Origin of the sequence: Rheinheimera riviphila, from assembly GCF_004005945.1 — a bacterium.
Taxonomy (GTDB): Bacteria; Pseudomonadota; Gammaproteobacteria; order Enterobacterales; family Alteromonadaceae; genus Pararheinheimera; species Pararheinheimera riviphila.
Window position 1 is genome coordinate 54,595 of sequence record NZ_SACS01000006.1, and the last position, 23,029, is coordinate 77,623.

The window sequence follows — 23,029 nt, forward strand, 5'->3', positions numbered from 1 at the left end:
AAAATTATGGCATCAAACTTTCAATAGGCAGCACACTGACAGTGTCGCAGCAGGCCGCACTGCGGTATCAGATCCAACAGAAGGAAAAAAACATGAATAAAACCACCAAATTGATTTTCCCCTTGCTGTTCAGTGCGCTGGTCGTCGCGGGTTGTGCCCAGGCGGTGACAGCAAAACCGGCGGAGACGCAAGCGACTGAAACCCAGACCACAGACATTCAGCTTAAAAAAACCAACAACATCACCAAGCTGGTACTGGTCACTAATGGCAATGCACAGACCTTCGATTGGTCTGCCGCTGATTTGGCGGATCCAGCCGCGATGGAAAAAGCGCTGGCGGACGTGCCGGAAGCCGAACGTGAAAACATCAAAAAGCTGTTATCGCAAATGAAAGAAGGTAACGGACTGCAATTGGTTACTGAAGGGGATCACAAGGTGATGGTCCATCATCTGGGGCCGGACGCTGATGGTGTCAAAGTACTAACCAACAAAAAAGTGATGATGCACAAAATCGGCGGTGGTGATGGCTCAGAATTTTCGCTTTTGAAATCACTGTTAACCAACGCCAAGCTTAGTAAAGAGCAGTTGCAGGAATTGCAAAAACTGCTCGATAGTAAGTTCTAACCGCAACAAAGGTTTTTCCACAACCGCGCACCAGCCACCCGATGTGCATCCTGGAAGATACAGGTGGCCGGTGTTGCGGTTGTGTTTTACCCTTCATCCTTGAAGCTGCAGGGTTGTTGGCATGCTCATTCACCCCAGTCACATAGGACAACTATGCTCCTGGGTCGGGCTGGCGTTCCAGATTCATTCACATGCCGCCTACCTGCATCTCCAATGATTTTGGGTACATACCCTTCATCCTTGAAGCTGCAGGGTTGTTGGCTCGTCATTACCAACCGCAAGTCCGGCCTTTGTTTTGCTCGTCCAGATAGGTTTGCAACGGTGCAAAATAAGCCAGAATGGCCGATGAATCCATATTCGGTTGACCGGTCAGGCTTTGCATCGCTTCTTGCCATGGTTTGCTGGCGCCCATTTCCAGCATGGTATTCAACTTCGCACCGGCTTCTTTGCTGTTGTAAATCGAGCAGCGGTGAATTGGACCGTCATCTTTGGCAATTTCACATAAGGCTTTGTGGAACTGGAATTGCTGAATATGCGCCAGGAAATAACGGGTGTACGGCGTGTTGCCCGGCACATGGTATTTAGCGCCGGCGTCAAAATCGCTTTCGCTACGGGCTACCGGAGCGCTAACGCCCTGGTATTGTTCCCGCAATTTCCACCAGGCTTCGTTGTATTGCTCTGGCGTGACTTTGCCGGAGAATACCTGCCAGCGCCACTGATCAACCAATAAACCAAATGGCAGGAACGCCACTTTATCCAGCGCCATTTTCATCAGCAGACCAATGTCTTTCGACTCATCCGGCACTTGTTCCAGCAGGCCAATTTGTTGCAGGTACTTTGGCGTGATCGACAGAGCGATGGTATCGCCAATGGCTTCATGGAAACCGTCGTTGGCGCTGCCCTGATATAAAATCGGCAGTTTGTTATATGCGCGTTGGTAGTAGTTATGCCCAAGTTCGTGGTGGATCACCGAAAACTCTTCGCCGGTGCGCTCGATACACATTTTGATCCGTAAATCGTCTTTGTTATCAAGGTTCCAGGCTGAAGCGTGACACACCACATCGCGATCACGCGGTTTGGTGAATAACGAGCGGGTCCAGAAGGTTTCTGGGAGTGGCGCAAAACCTAAAGAGCTGAAAAATGCTTCAGCGCCTTTGACCATCTTCAGTTCATCATAACCTTTGTCGGCCAGCAGTTTGGTCAGGTCATAACCCGGATCAGAATTTTCCGGTGCGACCACATCGTAAATATTGCCCCAGGTTTGTGCCCACATATTGCCGAGCAAATGCGCCGGAATAGGTTTGTCCTGTGGCACTTTGTCGGTGCCGTATTTTTCACCGAGTTTGGCGCGCACATGGCAATGCAACGCCTGATACAGCGGCTTGACGGTCGCCCACTGTTTATCCAGTTCAGCGGCAAAAGCGTCGGCATCCATATCATATTTAGAACGCCACATGGCGCCGGTGTCGGCATAACCGAGTTCACGTGCACCTTCATTGGCAAGTTCCACCTGCCGCTGATACAACGGTCGCATTGGCGCCGCGGTGTCATGCCAGCCTTTCCACATTTCTAATTGTTCGTCGTAATTGCGCGAACTGGCCATAGTGGCCGACATTTGGCCCAAATCGAGGCAAGTGCCATCGGCTTTACAATATTTGCCTTTGCCGTACATACCATTCAGTTTGGCGGCAAGACCTGCCAGTTCGGCCGTTTTGGTGCTATCGGTTGGCGCGGCTAAGGTCAACGCTTGTTTCAGTAATTCCAGCTGGCGACGGGTATCGGCATCCACCTGCACCTGATTAAACTTCGCCGCTTCATTGGCCATTTTGACAATTTTGGCAGTCAGTTTTTCGTTGACTGAGGCTGCTAATGCTTCGGTATCTTCGGTAATAAAGTTATTGGCGATCCACTCGGCGCGGCCGCTTTCAATAATCAGCGCATCTAAATCTGCGGCGGCTTGTTGTAAAAAGGCTTTGGCTTGTTCAGCAGTTGGCGCTGCAGCTTCGGCCACGACCGGCGTGGTGGCAGCTGGTTTGTCGGCAGCTGGCTGACAACCGGCCAGCAGCGCTGTGCTGACCAGAAATGCAATTAAACTGGGTTGAAGTGATTTCATCAGAGGTTCCTGTAGGCTTGTGTGATGTTGGTGATGTCAGTTTGCCGTCTCTTGCAGCAATCACAGACTGCCGCCAGTATTATCCTTTGGTTAAATATTTGCAAACAAAGGTCTGCTGCCTTTGTATTCTAAAGGGCACTTGTATCCTTTAAATTATTGGCGTACTCTTTTTGGTACAACTTAACGTACTGAAGGGGGCTGTAATGTCACGAGTTCGTGTTGATGAAGATATACGTCCATTGTCAGAGTTTCGCGCTGGTGTGGCCACTTTTGTTAAACAAGTGAATGAAACACGGCGCCCAATGGTGTTGACGCAACGAGGTCGGGGGGTGGCGGTGTTGGTCGATGTTTATGAATATGAAAAAATGCAGGAACGTCTGGAAATTCTTGAGGAGATTTATAAAGCTGAAGAGCAGTTAGACTCAGGAAACGTGATATCGCATGACGATGCTAAAGCCCGGATTTTGGCCAGACTACAGCGATGAACATTGTATGGACTGCATTGGCGCTGAACCGCGTCGAGCAGATTGCACTGTATATCGCCGAAGATAAACCAGATGCAGCCGTACAGTGGGTCGAAAAGTTATTTATAGCCGTGGAACGATTGGCAGAATTCGCTGAAAGTGGTCGGATAGTACCGGAAGTGCGATTACCTCGTATCAGAGAGGTGATTTTCGGCACTTACCGGATTATCTATAGTGTTAAAGACGAAGTTGCTATCCTGACGGTTCGTCGCAGTAGTCAGTTGTTGAACTTATCAGAGCTAAGCGACGATCAAAGTTAGTTTGTCTGTTAAACCGCCCCCAGCAATACCGCAACATTACGCTGTTGAGCTGGTTTCTCCCGCTTCATTGCGCAAAGGCTTTTTCGCCGGAATAGGCGCGATATAGCCAATCAGCAGCATCAAGACCCCAACCACGACAAAGGACAAAATCCGCGCCATTGAACCTTGATCGGCGAGGTCAACGGTAAATAATTTTGCCACCACCGCCAGCAATAACAAACCACCACCGAGCCATAAGCCGCGGGATTGGCGTCTGGACGCTTGTTGCATACTAATGAGCGCTACTAACGTCCAACTGATGGAAAGGGTCATCTGCACTTGCGGATTTTTCCATAAGAAGTCCAGCTGATACGGGATGTCCAACAGCCAGTGTAGCCCACGTAATAGCAACACATTCAGCCAGCCAAAACTGAGCAGAGCCAATAGCTGCCATGCGGAAGGGATCAGTTTTTGCTGTGGTAACCACAGGTACAAGCCAATCAGGCCAACGGCCGCCAACATCAGCAACAACGGCTGCGGCAATGTACGGGCATAGTGCTGCGGTTCATCGCTACCCGGCCAGTGTGGTCGGCGGCTTAACCAGAGCCAACCAAGCACCGGACCGGCCAGTAATACAAACAAGCCATAACTGTACTGCAGATCAGACAACTGCCGCAGCTCGCGCCAACTGAGCATTTGCCACAGTGCCAGCGCCGCCAGCCGCTACCAAGGTGATGAAATTGCCGCAGCCCTTTGCTGAGCGTTGACCGTTCCAGATAAAGCCACCGATATTGCACCAGTGCAAAAGCAATAATACCGACAAGTTTACTCAGGCTGAGTGGTTGCAGCTGTGTAGCCAGCAACCCAGAGTGCATATTCAGCTGCAGACGCGCGCCCGTTATTTTTTGGGTCGCTTTATTCTTTGGGTAATTCGGTCATCAATAAATAAAACTTTTCTTCCCCTTCACTCGAACTGCGGGAGAAACTGATGCTACGCCCTTTGGTCCACGGCTGTTGTCGCAGATTCTCGCGTAACATCGGGCCAAGGTCTGATTTGGTGATTACACCGGAAACCTCACAGCCATTTTGACGGCAATGGACCTTACTAATCTGAATAAACTGCTGATCAGGTTGTAGAAAATAATAATCTTTTAACCGTTGTTCGGTAAGGTTTGCCCAATGCGGGTCAACTTCCGACTGGTGAAATTCGCGGATTAACTGCTGATTTTTCGCGGTTTGACGGTTCAATAATCGCTGCGTATGTTCATCATAATGTTGTTGCAGATATTCCTGCCAAACTGGATCTTCCGGTGTTTTTTGATGTGCTGCTTGCAGCTCAAGCGCTAAGATTTCAGCTGGGTCAACGTCAAAAGATGGCGTTTTCGGCTGAGTTGTCTGCTTTGTAGCCGATGGTACTGTTGTGATCGGGCTGTTAGCTGTAGGCATCGCCGCTATGGTCGGAGAGGCCACTGTAGTCGGCTTTACAGGAGGTTCCATCGTCACTGGCACATTCTGCGACGTGCCGAACCAATAGCCGAAGCCACTTCCAACAACGAACACCACCATATATCTGATCAGACTGAACATCCGCACTTCCTTGTTTGCGTCAAAGTAGTGAATGTTAACTGATTGATAATTTATGGGCAAGTTCGTTTCAGCAGCTGAGGATGGTGGCTAAGCTGGCATATCCAATCTGAAACAAGCCGAAGGGCTGGCTTGTAGCAGCGATAATTCGCCATCCATCGCTTGCAGCAGTTGCCGCGATAACGCCAGACCAATGCCATTGCCTTTGGCTTTGGTGGTGAAAAACGGCGTAAACAGATTGGATACAGCGTCCTGGCTAATACCAACGCCATTGTCGGTGATATCGAGCAACATGCGCTCTTGCCGCCGACTTACCGTAAGACTGAGTTGCACCGGTGCTCCTGTTGGCACCGCCTGAATGGCATTGGTGGCCAGATTTAACAACACCTGCTCCAGCAAGGCTGGGTCGCACCACACTTCGGTACTGATTTCTGCTGGTTCAGGCTGCTGCCACTGCCAGCGCAGCTGCGGATACTGAGCTTGCAGCAAGCGCAGACTGTGATCAACCAGTGGCTTTAAAGGTGCGCGGCTCAGTTCACAGTGAATGGGCTGGGTCAGACTGCGAAACTTGTCCAGAAATTGCAGTAAATGATTGCCGCGTTGTTGTACTGTCGCAAGTGCAAGCTGCGCATCGGCCAAATCTTCAGCTTCAGGCGCCTGTAATAGCTGACGAACTGATTCGGTCAAGGACGTCATCGGCGTGATCGAATTCGCCATTTCATGATTCAGCACCCGCAGCAATTGCTGATAAGCCTGCACTTTCTGCTGTTGCAGCGGGCCGCGGATACTTTGTAAGGTCAACAGATAACTCCATTCCCCTTGCAGACGAGTTCGCACTATGGTGATGGCCAGCACATCGTCCGGTAGTTGTAGTGTATTGTGCTGATGATGCAGGGAGCTCTGCAGCAGACTGTGGATTTTCTCCAGTAACAGAGACCCGGTGTGGCTTTGCAGCCGCTGCGCCGCCGGATTTTGTTCCTGCACTTCCCCGTTTTCGGATACCCGCAACACCGCAACATCCAGCTGGCTTAATAAGGTTTGCAGGTAATTGGCGCGCGATTCGGCCTGCTCGCGGGCCTGTAGCAATTGGCTGCGGATTTGCTGCAGTAACGCCGCTGTCGCGGGTTGTTGTTGATCCTGCAGTGATAGATCGGCATTGGCTAACGCCTGAAGCAGCCGCTGTGTTTGTTGTTGTGGTGCCAGATGAAGCTGCCATAACCGATACAGACTGAAGCAAGTCATGGCCAGGCAAAGTACTAAACGCGCGCTAAATTGTTGCTCGCTGCTCCACAGCCAACAGGCCGCCACTGTACTACCCAGCAGCAGTGCCACCTGCAACAGCCATTGGGTTTTTGAGCTCATAAACCGTACTTCTCTAACCGACGATACAGCGCGCCACGGGTCAGTCCCAGCGCTTGCGCCGCCTGACTGATATTGCCCTGATAAAAACTCAGGGCCTGGCGGATGGTTTTTGCTTCGACCTGTTCCAATAAAAAATCCGGGTTGGCTGTTGCGTCTAGTGGCGGCGCTATCGCAGATTTGTCGTTGGGATTGTTAATGTCAGTAGCTGGCGAAGCAGAGGTTAAAACCAATTGCAGCTGACTAAAATCCAGCACCGAGCTTTCACTGAGTACCACGGCGCGCTCCAGCATATGCGCCAGTTGGCGAACGTTCCCCGGCCAGTGATACTGACACAATAAATCAAGCTGCGAAGACGACAGCTGCAAACCGCTGCGCTGATACTGGCTTGCATACATTGCGAGGTAATACTGCGCCAACATCGGGATGTCCTCGCGGCGTTGGCGCAGTGGCGGCAATACAATTTCGACGGTATTGATACGGTACAGCAAATCCTGGCGGAATAAGCCTTGATCGGCGAGTTGCTGCAGACCCTGATTACTGGCACAAATCAGCCGTAAATCAATGGCTTCGGCGGATGTAGCTCCCACCGAAATCACCTGACGCTTTTGTAGCACTGTCAGTAGTTTTGCCTGATCGGCCAAGGCCAGATTGGATAATTCATCGAGGAATAAAGTACCGCCCCGCGCTTGCCGAAAGCGGCCGGGAGCGTCGGTGACTGCACCGGTAAAAGCGCCTTTTTTGTGGCCGAACAACTCACTTTCCAGCAAACTTGGCGTGATACTGCCCATATCGACACAGACCAGCGGCGCCGGCGCTCGTATTGATGCCCGGTGAATGGCCTCAGCCACTACTTGCTTGCCGGTGCCACTTTCGCCCAACAACAGAATATTGGCATCAGTGGCGGCGGCTTTGTGAATGAGTTGCCGTACCTGCTGCATCGCCGGACTATCGCCCAATAGCGGTTGACCTTGGCTGGAATTAATCAGGTTGGTATTGAATGACGTCACCGGCACCACCTGTGCCAGCTGACGGGCGATGATGTGGCGCAGTTGCTCGTTTTGCCAGGGTTTGGCGACAAAATCGCGGGCGCCGAGCTGCATCGCCTGCACTGCAAGGCCAACGTCGGCATAGGCGGTCATCAACACCACTTTCAGATCCGGCTGCAGCGCCAGCGCTTGTTTCAGGTAATACAATCCTTCAGCGCCGCTGGCCGCATCCCGGCTGAAATTCATATCCAGCAGTAACACTTCAATTCGCTGACTGCGCAAAATCGACAACAACTCGCCGGGTTCGCTACTGGTTAATAACCGACAACCCAAGGGTTTTAAACAGAGTTTGCAGGCCAGCAGCAGATCGGTGTTGTCATCCAGCACCAACACCGCCGGCCGCTCCGGCACAGCAAAAGGCCCCGGCACAGTATAGGATCCTGACGCTGCAACAGGTGAAGACATGGCTAAAACTCCGGCTGAAAGATGCACCACAGGCAACAACTGTGGATCGGATGTCGGGAGTATGTTGCCAAAACCAGCACCTTACCTGAAGGCTGGTTGCTCTGGCAAGCCAGGCCAACTGCTTGAATCGCTACCAAATCACTACTGAACTGACGCAACTGTCCACTGCTGGACACTTCGCTCGAACAGACTGTCCACGGATGGACAGTGGTTTTGCCGGGCAAATTTTAAGTTGTTGTATTCATTGTGGTAATTAACTGGCACAGCGCTTGCGGACATCAAGGAAAGTGAAGTTTTCCAGGATTTAGCAATGGACAAAATAATTGCGCAACAACCGATCTGGCGTCAGCCGAAATTCCGGCTGACTGCCTTGGCCATCGCCGCCGTGTTATTCGCGGGCGGCAGTTTATGGCAGTGGCGGGCGAACGCCAGCCCGCAGGCCGAGCTGCACATCAGTTCGCTGCAAACCGCGTTAGTACGCAGTGAAAATTTCAGCGAAAACCTGCAATTGCGCGGGGTGGTATTGCCACAGCAAACGGTGTTTCTGGATGCGATTGAAGGTGGCCGTGTCGAGCAGCGTCTGGCCGAGCCCGGTACTTATGTCGAAGCGGGTCAGCCGCTGGTGCAGCTCACCAATACTGCATTACAGCTGGATTTTATCAGCCGCGAAGCACAAATCAGCGAGCAGCTGAGTTTTTTACGTACCACTGAACTGGCGATGGCCACCACCGAGCTGGATTTAAAGCAGCAGGTGCTGGACGCCAGTCATGCAATTCGCCAGTTGGAGCGGCAGATTGGCTTTAGCAAACCGCTGGTGGATCGTGGTGTGCTGGCCAAAGAGCAACTTCGCACCATGGAAGAAGATTTAGCCTTTCAGCGCGAAAAACTGCAGCTTAGTAAACAGCGTCAGCAACAACAGCTCACGGTGCAGCAAGTGCAGAAAAAGCAGTTGCAGGACAGTGTGGCTATGCTGAGCAAAAATATCGAATTTGCCCGCCAGCAGCTGCAAAATTTATTAGTGCGGGCGCCAGTCAGCGGTTATTTAAGTGAATTTCAGGTAGAACCCGGTGAATCAAAAGCACCGGGCACCAGGCTGGGTCAAATTGATATTCCGGGCCGGTTTAAGTTACAGGCGCAGGTGGACGAGTTTTACTTAAGCCGCATTCAGCCGGGCATGAGTGCTACGTTGCAAAGCAGCGCTGCGCAAAGCCCTGCGACGCCAGCCAATCCGCAGGCCATTCACATCAGCCGCATCGATAGCCGGGTGGTGAATAACCAGTTTAGTGTCGAACTGTTACTGCCAGAGCAGTTTCAGGGTAAACGCGGCCAGACGCTGATTTTTGATTTGCTGCTAGATAAAAGCAGCAGTCAAAGCCTGGTATTGCCGAGGGGCGCTTATCTCACCGACGGCGGCGGCCAGTTTGTCTATGTGCTGGACGGCAGTGGCAAAGCGACCCGCCGTGCCGTCCAGCTTGGTCGCCAAAGCAGCCAGAGTGTGGAAATTCGCACTGGTCTACAAGCGGGCGAAAATGTCATCATCTCCAGCTATCGCGATTTTCGCCAGGCTGATCAACTCCAATTAAAAACAGGGAACGCATTATGATTGAACTGAAACAACTCAGCCGGGTATTTCGCACTGGTCAGCTGGAAACCACAGCGCTGAATAATATTCATCTGAGCATTCAAAGCGGCGAATTTGTAGCCATCATGGGGCCGTCTGGTTGTGGTAAATCAACCCTGCTCAGCATTCTCGGTATGCTGGATAGTCCAAGTCGCGGTCAATATCTGTTTAAAGACAAGGATGTGGCGCCACTGAAAGAACATCAGCTGGCCAACATCCGTAAACAACATCTGGGTTTTGTGTTTCAGAGCTTCAACCTGATTGACGAATTAAGCGTGGCCGAAAACGTCGAGTTGCCGCTGCAATATTTGGGTGTCGCCAAAGCAGAGCGAGAAGCGCGGGTAGCAGCGATGCTGAAACGGATGGCGATTGACCATCGTGCCGATCATAAACCGCTGCAGTTATCCGGTGGTCAGCAGCAGCGGGTGGCGGTGGCGCGGGCGTTAGTGATCAATCCAAGCTTGATTTTAGCCGACGAACCGACCGGGAATCTCGACTCGAAAAATTCCGAAGAAGTGATGCAGTTATTGTCTGAGCTGAACCGGCAAGGCACCACCATTGTGATGGTGACACACTCGGAACATGAAGCGCAGTATGCCAGCCGCATCGTGCGGATGCTGGATGGGCAGATTGTTTCCGAGCGGGTGCTGGAGGTGAAATATGGCTAGTCGGATCTCTACCTTAGGCCAGACACTTAATTTACGCACCGGCTGGCGGTCGTTATGGCGGCAGCAACTGCATATGCTGCTGAATTTGTCAGGCTTGGCACTGGGTTTAGCGGCGGCTTTATTGATTTTATTGTTCGTGCGGTATGAGCTGGGTTTTGATCAAAATCAGCCAAATGCTGAACACAGTTATCGCATGGAGCAGCATTTTGAGTCCTTGGGGCAGCGTTTTCCGGTGGCCAGCCCGGCAATGCTAGGGCTGCTGCAAAATTATGATGCGAATATCAAAGTGACGCGAATGACTTCCGCGGCGCCAGATGTGGTGGTGCCAAGCCGCGGCACGCAGGGGCTGAAGCTGGTGCAGCCACTGGCTGTCGAAGCAAACTTCACTGATTTTTTTCAGGTTGACGTGCTGCAAGGCGATTTGGCGGCTGTGCTGCAAAGCCCACAGCTGATTGCATTGTCAGAGCAAGAAGCCGAGCGGTTATTCGGTACTGTATCTGCCCTTGGCCAGCAATTGCAGCTCGGCGACAAACCTTATCAGGTTGGTGCCATTTTTGCGCCGCTGTCAAAGCAAAGTCACCTGCCCGCCGGTTCGTTGCGCCGGATCGACGATAAGGAAATCGGTAATCCGCTGCGGGTCAACAATGTGTATTTATATCTGCATTTACCGGCGGAGCTTGACGCAGCGCCGATGTTACAACAGCTGACAACGCACTTGAATCAGCAGGCTTATGAAGGTCGGCCGATGAGCGAACTGCACCTGCGTAAACTCACCGACATCCACTTACATTCAGCATTGTCCTATGAGTTTAAAGTCAACGGCTCTTTTGGCACGGTGCAGATTTGCCTGGGTCTGGCGGCTTTGCTATTGGTGATAGCTGGCATTAATTTCGTCAATATGAGTATTGCCAGAGCGGGTCAGCGCGCCAAAGAGGTGGGGGTTCGTAAGGCTTTGGGCGCCAGTCGCGGCCAGCTGATAACGCAGTTTTTAATGGAGTCTTTGTTATTGGTGGCGATGGCTGGCTTGTTGGCGGCGGTGCTGGTGGAGTTGTGTTTGCCCTGGTTTAGTCATTTGGTCGATCGGCAACTAAGCCTGGATTATCTTGGCAGTTTTGGCTTGATGCTGAGTGCGGTGGTGCTGGTGATTGGCCTGCTGGCAGGGGCTTATCCGGCGTTTTTCCTGTCGGCCTTTGATGCGAAAAAAGTACTGAGTGGTGATTTTCAACGGGGGCAGACGGCGATTTGGCTGCGGAAAATGCTGTTAGTGTTACAAGGGGCGATCAGCGTCGGTTTGTTGGTCAGTACCTGGGTGCTGCAACAACAACTGACCTTATTACAAAGTATGCCCACCGGTTATGAGCGGCAGGCGCGGTTGACCATCAACGAAGTTGAAAATCAGCAGATGTTCTGGGATAGCACACACAGCCTGACCCATTTATTGGCGCGGCAAAGCGGCGTGCAGGCGGTGACGCTGCTGGATATGGGGCTGACCGATACCATTTCCCAGGCGCAAACATTACAGGTGCCGGGTCAGCCCGATTTACCGCCGGTGCGCCAGTTAGGTGCTGGTTATCAGGTCGTTGCGGCGGCGGGATTTCGGTTATTGGCGGGTCGTGATTTTAGTGCCGATTATGCCGACTGGTATCAGGTTGACGAAAAGCAGGCGCAGGCGGCGGTGTTGATCACTGAATCGTTGTTACATAAAGCTGGTTTGCAAAGTCCTGAGCAAGCGATTGGTCAAGTCTGGACGATCCCGGGGGAGCAGGTGCCGCTGAAAGTTCAGGTCGTTGGGGTGATTGCCGATTTACAAATCGGTTCGGCCGTGGGAACGCCCGAACCACTGCTGGTGATTTGTGGTCGCTCACCGATGCGCATTGCTCAGCTCCTGATTAAAGTTGACCCGGCGCAAGCGCTGACGTTACGCCCGCTGCTGGAGCAGCAAGTGCAACAGAAACTACAAAAAAGTGAGTTAAAAAGCAGTTGGATAGCCGATGATTTTTATAGCCTGTATCAGGGGCAACGCCGGCAAAGTCAGGTCGTGACGCTGTTTGCTTTGCTGGCGGTTGGGCTAACTTTAGCGGGTTTGTTTGGTTTGTCGGCGTTCAGCACCGCGCAGCGCAGCCGGGAAGTCGCGATGCGTAAAGTGCTCGGCGCCAGCCGCCTGGCGCTGGTGCAACTATTAGCCAATGAATACCTGCGGTTAATGTTGGTTAGTATCGTGCTGGCCACACCACTGACTTACTGGTTATTGGAACAATGGCTGGCGCAGTTTTCGGCGCAGATCAGCCAGTCGCCTTTTGCTTACCTCGCTGCCGCGGCTTTAACTCTGGGCTTAAGCTGGCTCACCGTCGCCAGTCTGGCCTGGCAAGTGACCAATCGCTCTCCGGCGATGGTACTGCGGCAACTCTGAGTGAGTTGTGGTGTTTGGTTGAAGGTCTTTGGGAATATCAGGGGCGACAGGTTGTTGTCCCTGTTATTTTGGCCGAAGGCTTTGAATGTCAGGCATTTGGAGCTCTACACAACCAACAACCAACAACTACTGCGTTCGCCCGTTCGCGCCTCCCGCGCTCACTGTTGAATGCTCACTGCGCAGTTACAGGTTGTTGGTTTGATTAAAAAAATTTATTAAGAGCATACTTCAATGCTAATAAGATCTGAAATGTTGACTGCAACTTCATACTCTACAGATTGTTTTGAGTAGAATATTGAGTTTTTTGGAATTTGCGCTTTAAGCACCACACGGTTACTTGCGTCAAACCACGGCTGCCCTTGGTAAAACGTAAAGGCGAAATCGTGGGCTACGGACTTTGACGTTGACCACGACTGTCCGTAAGACTTTAATTCATGCTCCTTAGTACTACAGCCTCTATAAATCGTAACTATTTCATCCAAAGTATGAATATCATTCGGTTCCAGCTCTCTAACAAGCGTAATTTTTGGGTACCAAGCTTGGTTCTCTTGTCGAGTGAAGAGTTGATGTAGCCCTCCATATGCAATACCGTCAAATGCATATCGGAGAGTATCTAACATACAGTAAACCGCTTTGTTGGTATGAAGATGCTTGTAGTTCCTAAAGATGTTTTCTATTTCTTTCTCTGCGTGCTCACATGAAAGAGCATCAAAAAGTGCTGCAATGTACAAACAAATTTCGCCGGTATGGGTCTTTACTGAGGGAGATGTTATCGCTAAGCAAAGATCTTCCGTGTCAACGCACATTTGATACTTGAGAAATTCAACAACATCATGTCTTAATTCCAAGGACACGCTCCAGAGCAATATTTATATAAGTGGGTTTTCAACAGTCGCAGAACCCGCGAGTTCTTAGACCTTTCATACCTATTGATGAATCAAGCTAACCGGTTTTTTCTGTCTGTTCAACAGCGGTTCAATATGAGTGGGATTACTTGGGACGTGATCATCTTGGACCTGAGAGCTGCAGAAAATACAAATGTTCTCGCAAAGGCTGTGTTAGGGCTACTTTGTGGTAGGTACAACCGAAGCGACTTATTGTTTAGATAAGGCCTTTTGTCGCAATGGCCGATGACGCTTCGCTTATCGGCCCTACGTTTTTCCTTTGTAAACCATTTAATTAAATGACGATCCAATTCCGCTTAGCCCCGTAAAGTGAGCCGCTTTAAAATCGGTGGTTTGAGGTTTTAAGACGACAACTGTCTGAGCGGGTCGACGCTAGCGACCCGCGAGTTTTGTCGTCGCCTCAAATCATTGATTTTATTGCGGGCTTTCGAGCGATCCGGGGTCGCCTTTTCTTTGGTTCTTTCTTTTGGCGAAGCAAAAGAAAGATACTCGCCGTAGGCGAAACCCGCGCCAGGCCAGCATAGCCCAATAACCATTACGCAACGCAGTTTGCACTGCTCTGTGCAAATCAGCTTCCCTACAGCAAATCCAGCGCCTGGCTCAAGTCTGCAATTAAATCATCAGCATCTTCCACACCAATACTTAACCGCACCAATTTGTCGGTAACACCGGCTTTGGCGCGATCGGCGGCGGTCATGGCGGCGTGGGTGGTGGATGCCGGATGACAGGCCAGACTTTCTAAATCACCTAAGCTCACAGCTTGGGCAAATAATGTTAGGTTATCGAGCAGTGTTGCGGCAGCAGCAAAACCACCGGCCAGCTCCAGTGCGACCATGCCACCAAAACCGCCAGCGGTGTCTTTAATCACCTGATGGCCAGGATGTTCAGGCAAGCCTGGGAAAAACACTTTTTCCACTTTGGGATGTGCCGCCAGAAATTCTGCGACTTTTTGCGCTGCAATTAAGTGCGCGTCCATCCTAAGTGGCAGGGTTTTGACACCACGTTGTAATAAATACGCTTCTTGCGGACCCATCGGTGCACCGATGTGTTTCAGCGCTATGGTGCGAATGCGCTGGATTAATGGGCCGTTGCCTGCAACTACACCAGCAATAATGTCGCCGTGACCACATAAATATTTGGTGCCGCTGTGCATCACGACGTCCACCCCCAGCTCTAACGGACGGAATAAATAGGGTGTTAAGAAGGTATTATCACAAACAGTAATAGCACCAATGTCGCGGGCGACGGCGACAATTTTGCGGCTGTCGATGACTTTTAACGTTGGGTTGGTGATCGGTTCCCACAGCACTAACCGGGTGTTGGCACTGTGATTGGCGACAAAATCATCATCGCTGCTGTAGCTGGTCACTTTGATACCAGCGCGCACTAAGGTGTTACGTAAAAAGGCATCGGTGCCACCGTAGACCGGGTCAATAAACGCCACTTCGTCGCCTTGTTGGGTCAGCGCATAGACAATACTGCTAATCGCCGCCATACCGCTCGCGACGACGACCGCTTCATCAGCACCTTCCATCGCCGCCAGCTTTTGCTCCAGCGCGCTGGACGTTGGATTACCCATCCGGCTGTAAATATAACCCGGATTCTGCCCGGCAAAACGCGCCTGACCTTCAGCGGCGGTGCCGTAGCTGAAGGTGCTGGTCAGATAGACCGGGGTGTTTAAGGCGCCGGTGGACGGATCTGGCTGCTGACCAGCGTGGATAGCGAGGGTGCGAAATTTCATTGAAGTACCTGTTTGAATAAATGACTGCTGCGCCCTTTCAACAAGGCTGCTTTGGCACGTGCAGAAGTTAAAAACCGTTAGATTAAGAGTAGCTGTTCGCGCCGGGAAAGCAGAGCCTTCCGGACGCGCAGCGTTATGGGTTGCTTGTTGCGGTGATTTGTAAACAAGTGAGCAGCGTCATTAGCTAGCGACATCCAAATCCGCATAATGGCTAGCGGCAACATCGCGATGCGAGCGCAAACGGCCTTTCAGTACGTTCTGTCCAACCTGATAAAACAACGGATTACGTGGATCCGAGGCTGGGCCTTTGGCTTCAGCAGCTAAATGTGCTGGCAGCTGTAATAGCGGTACCGTGGCATCCAGCTGTGCTGCCATAAAAAAGGCACAGGAATAACGCTCGATTCCCGCCACCGGACTAGTGACTCGGTGTAAGGTGGCTTTTAAGTAGCCGTTGGACGCCAATTCCAGCAATTCGCCGATGTTCACCACAAATGCACCAGGTAATGGCGCTGCGCCAACCCAGCCATTGTCGGTCAATACTTCTAAACCGGACTGATCGCCTTGCAACACCAGCGTCAGATAACCCGGATCTTTGTGTGCGCCAACCCCTTGTTTACTGCTGCTGGCTTGTTGGCCCGGGTAGCGAATGAGTTTCATATGCTGGTAAGGTCCGGCGGCAATGGTGCTTTGCAGCGCATCGGCAGGCAGTTCCAGCGCCTGCATAAAAGCGCCTAACAAAGTTTCTGTTAAATCAGAGAGTTGCTGCTGCCAGCCCAGCATCTCGTCTTTAAAGCCTGGCATGGCTGCTGGCCACTGATTCGGGCCAATTAACCGCCGCCATGGTTCTGTTGATTCCGGCAAGCCGCTGACAATGTCTTCGCGCATGATATCGAATTGTTCGCGTTGATCAGGCTGGCCTAAGGTCAGCTCACCGGCAACCCCGGTATAACCCCGAAAATGTGGGGAGTGAATCATCTGCACCGCTTTTTTCTCGGCACTTGGCAGGGCGAAAAACTGCTTTGCCAGTTGCAAGGCCTGTTGCTGGCGCTGGTCGCTGATGCCATGTCCCACCAGATAAAAAAAGCCGACATCACGGGCGGCGTGGCGCAGCTGCTGTAAAAACAGCGCCTGTTCGGTTGCCGTTCCGCTCAGCTGACTTAAATCCAGCACTGGTAATTGTGGGCGCGTAACAATATGCATCACAGACTCCGACTCTCAACATCGACCACAACAAGCTGCGATTACAGCCTTGCCGGTCATTTAATGGGCGCATTTAAACAGGCAGCCGCGCGATAAAAAATGACCAAAACTCTCTGATTAAGTTTTTTTTGATATAAGCAGATGGCTGGATAGATAGGAGTTTTTATAACTAAAGTGGTTTTATGCGATTTGGCGCTTTATTTGGCTGAACGCCTGACTGTGGGATCAGCAGCACAGGAAATGATTTTAGAGTAACACTATGAAAAAATTACAGATTTTATGGTGAGTCAACATCAATACATGTAGGCCTAGGCTCTCTTGACGCCCAGCTGTGTAGCCGTCCGCTTACAACTAAAAAATCTGTAATAGTCCTAAAACAACGGTTCAAAAACTCAGTAATCCACAAGCAGACCCGCATAACTAACATAAAAAAAGCCCCACCAGAATCGTTGGCAGGGCTTTTTCAGACGTTCAACAGGCCAAACTACATCTTAAACGACACAGTGCTATAGAACAGCTGGCCGATATTGTCGTAGCTGGCTGAACCGGTGCCGGTGCCGGTGGTGACACCTGGCAGGTTGCGGTCAAACAGGTTGTCGATACCGACGGCCAGTTTTACGCCATTGCTAAATTCATAACCCAGGCTGATGTCACTGATAAAGTAACTGCCGTAGTTCATGATATCCGACGGATCCGGGTTAATCGCCAGTGACTGATCAGTGTACAGGCTGATACCGCTTAAATGACGGGTCTTCCAGCTGGCGGTCCAGGCATCGCGGCTATAAGCCACGCTGAAGTTTTCCTGCCAGGTTGCTTCACCTTCAGTACCTGCGCGCTGTTCAAATTCAGCCGGGTTGTTCTGGAACGAGTAGGTTTTACGTGAATCCAGATAAGTACCAACCACTTTGGTTTTGAAACGGCCACCGGCAGCATCAAAATCATAACCCAGTTCAAAGTCGACACCTTCAGCGGTTTGTGCCGCTACGTTCAACGTGCTGGACGTGATCAGTTTCAACTCTTTGCTGGCAGCATCACGGACGATTTGCTGACAGAACACATTGTTAATGCCGTTGGCTGAATCAACACACTTGTTGACCACGTTTTGGGCAGAAACAGTGTCGATAGCGTCATCAATTTCAATCGACCAGTAGTCGACGGTCAGTGTCGCGTTTTCAAACCACTCTGGCTGATACACAAAACCGATGGTGTAGCTGTCTGACTCTTCTGCTTTCAGATTGCTGTTACCACCTGACAGGCCTTCAATGCTGCTGCCGGTTGCAGTGGACACAAACTGCGCCGGAACCCCTAAAGCGGCACAGTTAGTGACGCGGTTGGCGCTTTGCTTGTAACGGATATCACAAGGATCGCTGACGCGGAAGAAGGTCTGGTTCAGCGGACGATACAGCTCGCCAATGTTTGGCGCGCGCAGAGCGACTGAATAGGTGCTGCGGATCCGCAATTCGTCGGTCATTGTCCAGTCCAGACCGGTTTTCCAGCTGGTGGCTTCACCAATGGTGCTGTAATCGGCATAACGGGCTGCGGCGTCAAAGGTCAGATCCTGGAATGGACCCACATCACTCAGCAGTGGCACTGTCACTTCTGCGAACAGTTCTTTGACGTGGAACTTACCGTGGGTGGCTTGCAGTGCGTTCAGGAAGGTTGCACCTGTGGCGGCAAAAGCATCCGGCACGTTATCGCTTTGTTCATGACGGTATTCCACACCACCGGCAAAACCGATGCCACCGGCTGGTAAGTCATACAGATTGCTGTTGGCAAAAGAGGTACCGATAACCCGTTGTTTAATCTTCGCTTCTGAAAAAGCTGTGGTGTTAAACCAGTTCGCTGCAGCCTGGTTCACTGCGCCGTTACCAAACACTGAAGTTGGCACACAACCGGCGGCACGAGCGGCCACATCACGGCAAACGATTTGGCCGTTAACGTTAATGGCATCAATCGATTGCGCCCAGTTTTTCCGGATCAGGTTGTTGAAGTTTTTCTGTTTCAGCGTGGTCTGGCCATGCGTGACAAAGCTATCAATCGACCAGTCGTCGTTTAACTGACCTTTCAGGCCCAGGTTAAACTGATCGGTGATCCGGGTATTTTCTTCCTTGCGACGACCCGCATCTTTGTTAAAGCGGTGCACGCTGATGGTTTTTTTGTTGCTGGCATCCATCAACGCGCCCAGGCTTGGGCTGACAAAAGCGTTGTCGCGTTGGATCACCAAAGCTGAACCATATTCAAAAAACGATGGCTGACGATCGGTGTACCCTTCATTCACCACGTGTTTGGCTGAAGCGCTCAGCGTCATTTCCGGCGTTAGGTCGTAATCGCCTTTCAGGTTGAAGCTGTAACGATCAAAGTTTGGCTGTAAATCGTCGTAATCACGCAGGTTCAACAGTTCACAGTTCTGACAGGCTGTATCAGACGCAAACACAGTACCCATCTGCTGTGGACGCACAGAGCCGTCCGGGTTAAAGGTGTACCAAACTTTGTTCAGCAGGAAGTTACCGTTGACTGAACTGTCGTAATAACCAGCGTTTGGTAAGGTAATGCGATCAGGCACGCCATCATGAATGGTATTGCCAGCGGCATCTTTTTGCGTTTCTTTGTTGGCAGGGTTAGTCACAGCAAACCATGGCGTGCGGGTCAGGCTGCGATCGTTGGCATTCATGCCATCCTGGGTAGCGAAATCAGCTGCAAAAGCTACGTTGCCATCGCCATTGGCGATATCCTGACCATAAGAGAAGGTCAGTTTTTGGTTGTGGTAAGGGTTGTCATTGGCCTTGCTGGCGGTGGCCGAAACGTCCAGACCCTGGATATTTTTCTTCAGTTTGAAGTTCACCACGCCTGTAACAGCGTCAGCACCATAAATGGCCGAAGCGCCACCGGTGATAATTTCAACACTTTCCACCCAGGCGGTTGGAATGGTGTTGGTATCGACAGAAGCCGTACCGGCGCTGCTCGCGACATGGCGTTTGCCATCGACCAGCACCAGGGTACGGGAAGTACCCATGCCACGTAAATCCAACAGGCTTAAACCGGCTGTGCCAATTGAATTACCCGAGTTGGCCAACGAATAAGTGGATGCCAAAGCTGGCAGTTCGTTTAAGGCTTCACCGATATTCAGAGCACCGGTTTCAACCAGTTCAGCACCGCTGATTGATGTGACCGGAGAAGGAGAAATAGCGCCTTCGCGCATAATACGGGAGCCAGTCACCTGTACCCGCTCCACGGCGGCTTCAGTTTGTTGGGCAATAACGGCAGTGCTCAGCAGAGCGCTGGCAGCAGCTGCCGAATACAGACTCAGTCTGATGGCTTGGTTTAATTTTTGCTCTAATACTGGACGACGAAACATGTACACCTCAAATTGTCGAAATTAGTTGCGCTAGTGAAAGACCAATTTCAGCTTTTTAGTACCTGGAAATAACACAAAACGTGCCCCGGTTTTCGGGGCGGCGGATTCTATAGAAAAAAACCGGCGCTGCCGCCACAAATGCGATGGAAATCCGGACTTCTGCAACCAACTGCTGATCAAAACAACAATCAGTACGAAAAATAAACAAAGACTGATGCTTCTGTGAACAGCGTTTTCTGGCGAAAGGATGGCTCGGGAAGAGTTGATTTACATGGTTTTGCGGAGTTTCAACGCCGTAGTTAGCTGGAGAAACATTCGATGAATTGGAGCGGTATTTATTGAAACGGTGATGCGTTGCAACCACTTATTTTGTAATTTGGCTTGGCAAGCAAAGTGCTTTCAGCTATAAATGTAAGTGCTTACATGCAGCCAGAAAGTGCACGCTGCACCGGCCTCTTTGGTTCCACGTGAAACTGTTATTGAGTGTGAGTTGACCCTGCTTGATCTGGCATGGGCAACAAAATTGGCTGGTGTTTATCGTGCAGATTTTGTTTGTCAGATCAACTTTAAATTTCTGAGTGAAACCTGCTCTCCCACAGTCGCCCTGTTCCCGTTTGTCATCCTCGGCGAACAGGTGCGGCTGATTTTCAGCACATTTACCGCTTAGCTTTGCACCGGAAACAGCAAAATCATCTCGGCTGCCGAACAATGGCAATCAAAACCACAACGGACACAGGCATAACCAGCCAAACTTTCAGCACGCCATTTATCCGGATGCTCTTTGATCAGCACACCACCGTGTCGGCTGAAATACTTTACCGCCGCATTGCCAGGGCTTTGTTGCCACAAGTGTGCCAGGCCAGCGATGGCGCCTTGTTGTTGTAAAGCCTGGATCGAAAGCTGTAATAATTGCCCGCCAATACCACCCCCTTGTTGCGCTGGGGATACCGTATTGCATTTAAAATAAGCGACTTTTTCTGGCGGAACAGGCCATAACTGCGGGCTACACCATTGATCTAACTGCCATTGCCCTGCTGCGAACGCCAATCGGAAACCAACCAGCTGTGCTTCAGCATATGCGACAAAACTGGCATTTTGCTGCTGTGCCAGGCCCCGTTCAAAATACTGTTGCAGTAATTCCGGCGTCAGATAACCCTCACCATGCACCAGATTGCCGAGTTGCAGCACGGCAGCAAAATCTTCGGGCTGCATCGGTCGGTAGTGGATGTTGTTGATTGTATTCATGCAGTGGTCTGGAAGGCTTGGCAAGGTAAGTATATCTTGCCATGATTAGCCGCATAACTACAAAGGGCTCCGCCCTGAATTCCGACTGACCCTCACTCAGCAGAAACAAAGCAGACTTCTTATGACAACAGCAAAAAATCCGGCCAGCGCCATGTATGACCCGATGCACGATAGTTCCCCTGGCCAACATCAACCCTATCCTGATAGCTACTGGGCGGCACAATCTGGCGAGGCACCGGCCGACGACGGCATGTTAAGCGGCGATGTCAGCGTGGATGTAGCGATTATTGGCGCCGGCTATACCGGGCTTTCCACGGCTTATCATCTGGCAACTGAGCATGGCGTGAAAGCCGTGGTACTGGAAGCGAACCAAACCGCCTGGGGCTGCAGCGGCCGCAATGCTGGTTTTGTGCTGAAATCCAGTGGCCGTAAACCTTATGCCCAAATGCAAAAACAATGGGGCGACGCGGTGATGCACGGCATTTACCGCGAATTCTGCGAAGGTGTCGATACCGTCAAAGCGATGATTGCCAAGGGTATTGATTGTGATATGCAGCAACCCGGTTATCTGCGGATGGCGCATAAACCTTCAATGTGCAAAGTGTTACAGGCACAAGCGGAACTACAGCAAAAAATGTTTGGTTACCAGGTTGAAGTGTTAACGCAGCAACAAGTGCAGCAACAGTATGTCGGTGACCAACAAGCCTTTGGTGCTTTGCGTTACGCTGATGGTTTTGGCGTCAATCCGCTGAAACTGGCTTGGGGTTATCAACGACTGGCGCGAGACGCTGGTACCCGGATCCATAGCGGTTCACCGGTAATCGACTGGCAACAACAAGCCGGCCAGCAATTATTGATCACGCCGACGGCGCGGGTGCAGGCGAAAAAAGTGGTGATTGCCACCAACGGTTACACACCAAAAAACTTTCATGCCGGGGTACAGGCGCGCACGTTACCAGTGTTGTCGCAGATTATCGTCACCGAGCCGCTAACTGCCGAGCAGCTGGCGGCCTGTAATTTTCTGACCAGCCATGTGGTGATGGATACCCGGGCGCTGAAATACTATTACCGCAAACTGCCGGATAACCGGATTTTATTTGGCGGTCGTGGCGCCATTACCGGTAAAGACGCCGCCAATCCTTATTACGCTGACCGGTTGCTGCAGGTGTTGCAGCAAAGTTTTCCAGCGCTGCAAAAAATTCGCTACCAATACAAATGGTCGGGCTGGGTCTGTATGGCGCTGGATGATATTCCACATATTTATCAAGCAGATGAGCGTGGTGATGTGGTGTACAGCATGGGCTACTGTGGCAGTGGCTTGTCATTTTCAGTGCAAGCGGGCAAGCGCCTGGCCGAGCGGGTGATGGGCATTGCACAGCCGATGCTACCCTTGTATCAAACGGCTTTACCAAAATTTCCGCTGCCGGCGCTACGCCGTTTGGGGCAATGGGGTTATTTTCACTACGGCAAATACAAAGATTTGTGGTTTTAAAACCGGTCACACCAGCTGCATCACTGAAACAAGTTTAATTCTAAGCCATTGATTTTGTTTGACATTTAAGTTCAGCCTGTCTTGCCATCAATTTTTTAACTGGCAGTGGCAAGACGCGCACTCGCTTTAAATCGGCTGATTTATGGTCGATTCAGGTAAATATGTATAATAAATGTTTATTTTATTTTTAATTTTGTATTGAATTTTTAGAAGGATCCCCATACCATGCCGATTGTAGCTTTATGGAGCAAAGCGAATGATTGTAATGGAACTGTTACCTAACTTTAATGAACTCTTTTTAGCCTTTGGCGTTTTGTACTTTTGGTACGCGCCTTTGATCCTGATTTTCAGCCGCCCCGGACTGAATTTCGCCCAGCGGCTGCGTTGGGGCATGGCTTGCCTGGCCTTGTCGTGGTTAAGTTACTTCTGGTTGAAACAACAACAACAACAACAACAAAAAAGTTAAATCGCGGCTATTTTTACCAAAAAATAGCCG

Annotated in this window: 19 protein-coding genes; 9 read left to right on the top strand and 10 right to left on the bottom strand. The window is 51.0% G+C overall.

Features of this window, described 5'->3' with window-relative positions; all coding sequences use genetic code 11:
- Positions 1 to 92: 92 nt before the first annotated feature.
- Positions 93 to 623: a hypothetical protein gene (locus EOE67_RS07470; protein WP_127698412.1), complete on the top strand. Its 531-nt coding sequence runs from the start codon at positions 93 to 95 to the stop codon at positions 621 to 623.
- Between the two features lie 268 nt (positions 624 to 891).
- Here the strand turns inward: EOE67_RS07470 and EOE67_RS07475 are convergent, their stop codons facing one another.
- A complete protein-coding gene (locus EOE67_RS07475) occupies positions 892 to 2,736 on the bottom strand; it encodes a M2 family metallopeptidase (RefSeq protein ID WP_127698413.1) in 1,845 nt (614 codons plus the stop codon).
- Positions 2,737 to 2,939: 203 nt separating this feature from the next.
- Here EOE67_RS07475 and EOE67_RS07480 point away from each other — a divergent pair, with 203 nt between their 5' ends.
- Both EOE67_RS07480 and EOE67_RS07485 read left to right on the top strand, forming a co-directional pair.
- Positions 2,940 to 3,221, top strand: coding sequence for a type II toxin-antitoxin system Phd/YefM family antitoxin (locus tag EOE67_RS07480; protein WP_127698414.1), 282 nt, complete (start codon positions 2,940 to 2,942; stop codon positions 3,219 to 3,221).
- The gene (locus EOE67_RS07485; protein WP_127698415.1) at positions 3,218 to 3,520 is read left to right on the top strand and encodes a type II toxin-antitoxin system RelE/ParE family toxin; all 303 of its coding nucleotides are present in this window, start codon (positions 3,218 to 3,220) and stop codon (positions 3,518 to 3,520) included. The genes EOE67_RS07480 and EOE67_RS07485 overlap by 4 nt, the downstream gene beginning before the upstream one ends.
- Before the next feature lie 36 nt (positions 3,521 to 3,556).
- Here the strand turns inward: EOE67_RS07485 and EOE67_RS07490 are convergent, their stop codons facing one another.
- The 4 genes from EOE67_RS07490 to EOE67_RS07505 all read right to left on the bottom strand — a co-directional run bounded on the left by EOE67_RS07490 (position 3,557) and on the right by EOE67_RS07505 (position 7,896).
- On the bottom strand, positions 3,557 to 4,219 hold the full coding sequence (locus EOE67_RS07490) for a DUF2339 domain-containing protein (protein ID WP_338069030.1): 663 nt from the start codon (positions 4,217 to 4,219) through the stop codon (positions 3,557 to 3,559).
- A 195-nt stretch (positions 4,220 to 4,414) separates the two neighbouring features.
- Positions 4,415 to 5,086 (bottom strand): hypothetical protein, encoded by a 672-nt coding sequence (locus EOE67_RS07495; RefSeq protein WP_127698417.1) that lies wholly within the window; start codon positions 5,084 to 5,086, stop codon positions 4,415 to 4,417.
- Positions 5,087 to 5,173: 87 nt separating this feature from the next.
- Positions 5,174 to 6,445 (bottom strand): sensor histidine kinase, encoded by a 1,272-nt coding sequence (locus tag EOE67_RS07500; protein ID WP_127698418.1) that lies wholly within the window; start codon positions 6,443 to 6,445, stop codon positions 5,174 to 5,176.
- Positions 6,442 to 7,896 carry a sigma-54-dependent transcriptional regulator gene (locus EOE67_RS07505; RefSeq protein WP_127698419.1) on the bottom strand — a complete coding sequence of 485 codons (1,455 nt, stop codon included), beginning with the start codon at positions 7,894 to 7,896 and terminating at the stop codon, positions 6,442 to 6,444. The genes EOE67_RS07500 and EOE67_RS07505 overlap by 4 nt, the downstream gene beginning before the upstream one ends.
- Positions 7,897 to 8,206: 310 nt before the next feature.
- On the opposite strand from EOE67_RS07505, the gene EOE67_RS07510 reads away from it, so the two are divergent.
- The 3 genes from EOE67_RS07510 to EOE67_RS07520 are packed head-to-tail and all read left to right on the top strand — an operon-like array spanning position 8,207 to position 12,595.
- On the top strand, positions 8,207 to 9,499 hold the full coding sequence (locus tag EOE67_RS07510; RefSeq protein ID WP_127698420.1) for an efflux RND transporter periplasmic adaptor subunit: 1,293 nt from the start codon (positions 8,207 to 8,209) through the stop codon (positions 9,497 to 9,499).
- Positions 9,496 to 10,185, top strand: a complete 690-nt coding sequence (locus tag EOE67_RS07515; protein WP_127698421.1) for an ABC transporter ATP-binding protein — start codon at positions 9,496 to 9,498, stop codon at positions 10,183 to 10,185. Before EOE67_RS07510 ends, EOE67_RS07515 begins: the two co-directional genes overlap by 4 nt.
- Positions 10,178 to 12,595: an ABC transporter permease gene (locus tag EOE67_RS07520; RefSeq protein WP_127698422.1), complete on the top strand. Its 2,418-nt coding sequence runs from the start codon at positions 10,178 to 10,180 to the stop codon at positions 12,593 to 12,595. The genes EOE67_RS07515 and EOE67_RS07520 overlap by 8 nt, the downstream gene beginning before the upstream one ends.
- Before the next feature lie 215 nt (positions 12,596 to 12,810).
- Here the strand turns inward: EOE67_RS07520 and EOE67_RS07525 are convergent, their stop codons facing one another.
- The 4 genes from EOE67_RS07525 to EOE67_RS07545 form a co-directional block, all read right to left on the bottom strand.
- Positions 12,811 to 13,443: a hypothetical protein gene (locus EOE67_RS07525; RefSeq protein WP_127698423.1), complete on the bottom strand. Its 633-nt coding sequence runs from the start codon at positions 13,441 to 13,443 to the stop codon at positions 12,811 to 12,813.
- A 634-nt stretch (positions 13,444 to 14,077) separates the two neighbouring features.
- Positions 14,078 to 15,241: a trans-sulfuration enzyme family protein gene (locus EOE67_RS07535; RefSeq protein WP_127698425.1), complete on the bottom strand. Its 1,164-nt coding sequence runs from the start codon at positions 15,239 to 15,241 to the stop codon at positions 14,078 to 14,080.
- Between the two features lie 180 nt (positions 15,242 to 15,421).
- Positions 15,422 to 16,441, bottom strand: coding sequence for an isopenicillin N synthase family dioxygenase (locus EOE67_RS07540; RefSeq protein ID WP_127698426.1), 1,020 nt, complete (start codon positions 16,439 to 16,441; stop codon positions 15,422 to 15,424).
- 484 nt (positions 16,442 to 16,925) lie between these two features.
- Complete coding sequence (locus EOE67_RS07545) at positions 16,926 to 19,796, bottom strand: TonB-dependent receptor domain-containing protein (protein ID WP_127698427.1); 2,871 nt, start codon at positions 19,794 to 19,796, stop codon at positions 16,926 to 16,928.
- A 436-nt stretch (positions 19,797 to 20,232) separates the two neighbouring features.
- Between EOE67_RS07545 and EOE67_RS07550 the strand changes: the two genes are divergently transcribed.
- Positions 20,233 to 20,463: a hypothetical protein gene (locus tag EOE67_RS07550; RefSeq protein WP_127698428.1), complete on the top strand. Its 231-nt coding sequence runs from the start codon at positions 20,233 to 20,235 to the stop codon at positions 20,461 to 20,463.
- Here EOE67_RS07550 and EOE67_RS07555 read toward each other — a convergent pair.
- Positions 20,460 to 21,041 carry a GNAT family N-acetyltransferase gene (locus EOE67_RS07555; protein WP_127698429.1) on the bottom strand — a complete coding sequence of 194 codons (582 nt, stop codon included), beginning with the start codon at positions 21,039 to 21,041 and terminating at the stop codon, positions 20,460 to 20,462. The genes EOE67_RS07550 and EOE67_RS07555 overlap by 4 nt on opposite strands.
- 121 nt (positions 21,042 to 21,162) lie before the next feature.
- Between EOE67_RS07555 and EOE67_RS07560 the strand changes: the two genes are divergently transcribed.
- Both EOE67_RS07560 and EOE67_RS07565 read left to right on the top strand, forming a co-directional pair.
- A complete protein-coding gene (locus tag EOE67_RS07560; protein ID WP_240652743.1) occupies positions 21,163 to 22,533 on the top strand; it encodes an NAD(P)/FAD-dependent oxidoreductase in 1,371 nt (456 codons plus the stop codon).
- A 256-nt stretch (positions 22,534 to 22,789) separates the two neighbouring features.
- Complete coding sequence (locus EOE67_RS07565; RefSeq protein WP_127698430.1) at positions 22,790 to 22,999, top strand: hypothetical protein; 210 nt, start codon at positions 22,790 to 22,792, stop codon at positions 22,997 to 22,999.
- The last annotated feature ends 30 nt before the right edge of the window (positions 23,000 to 23,029 follow it).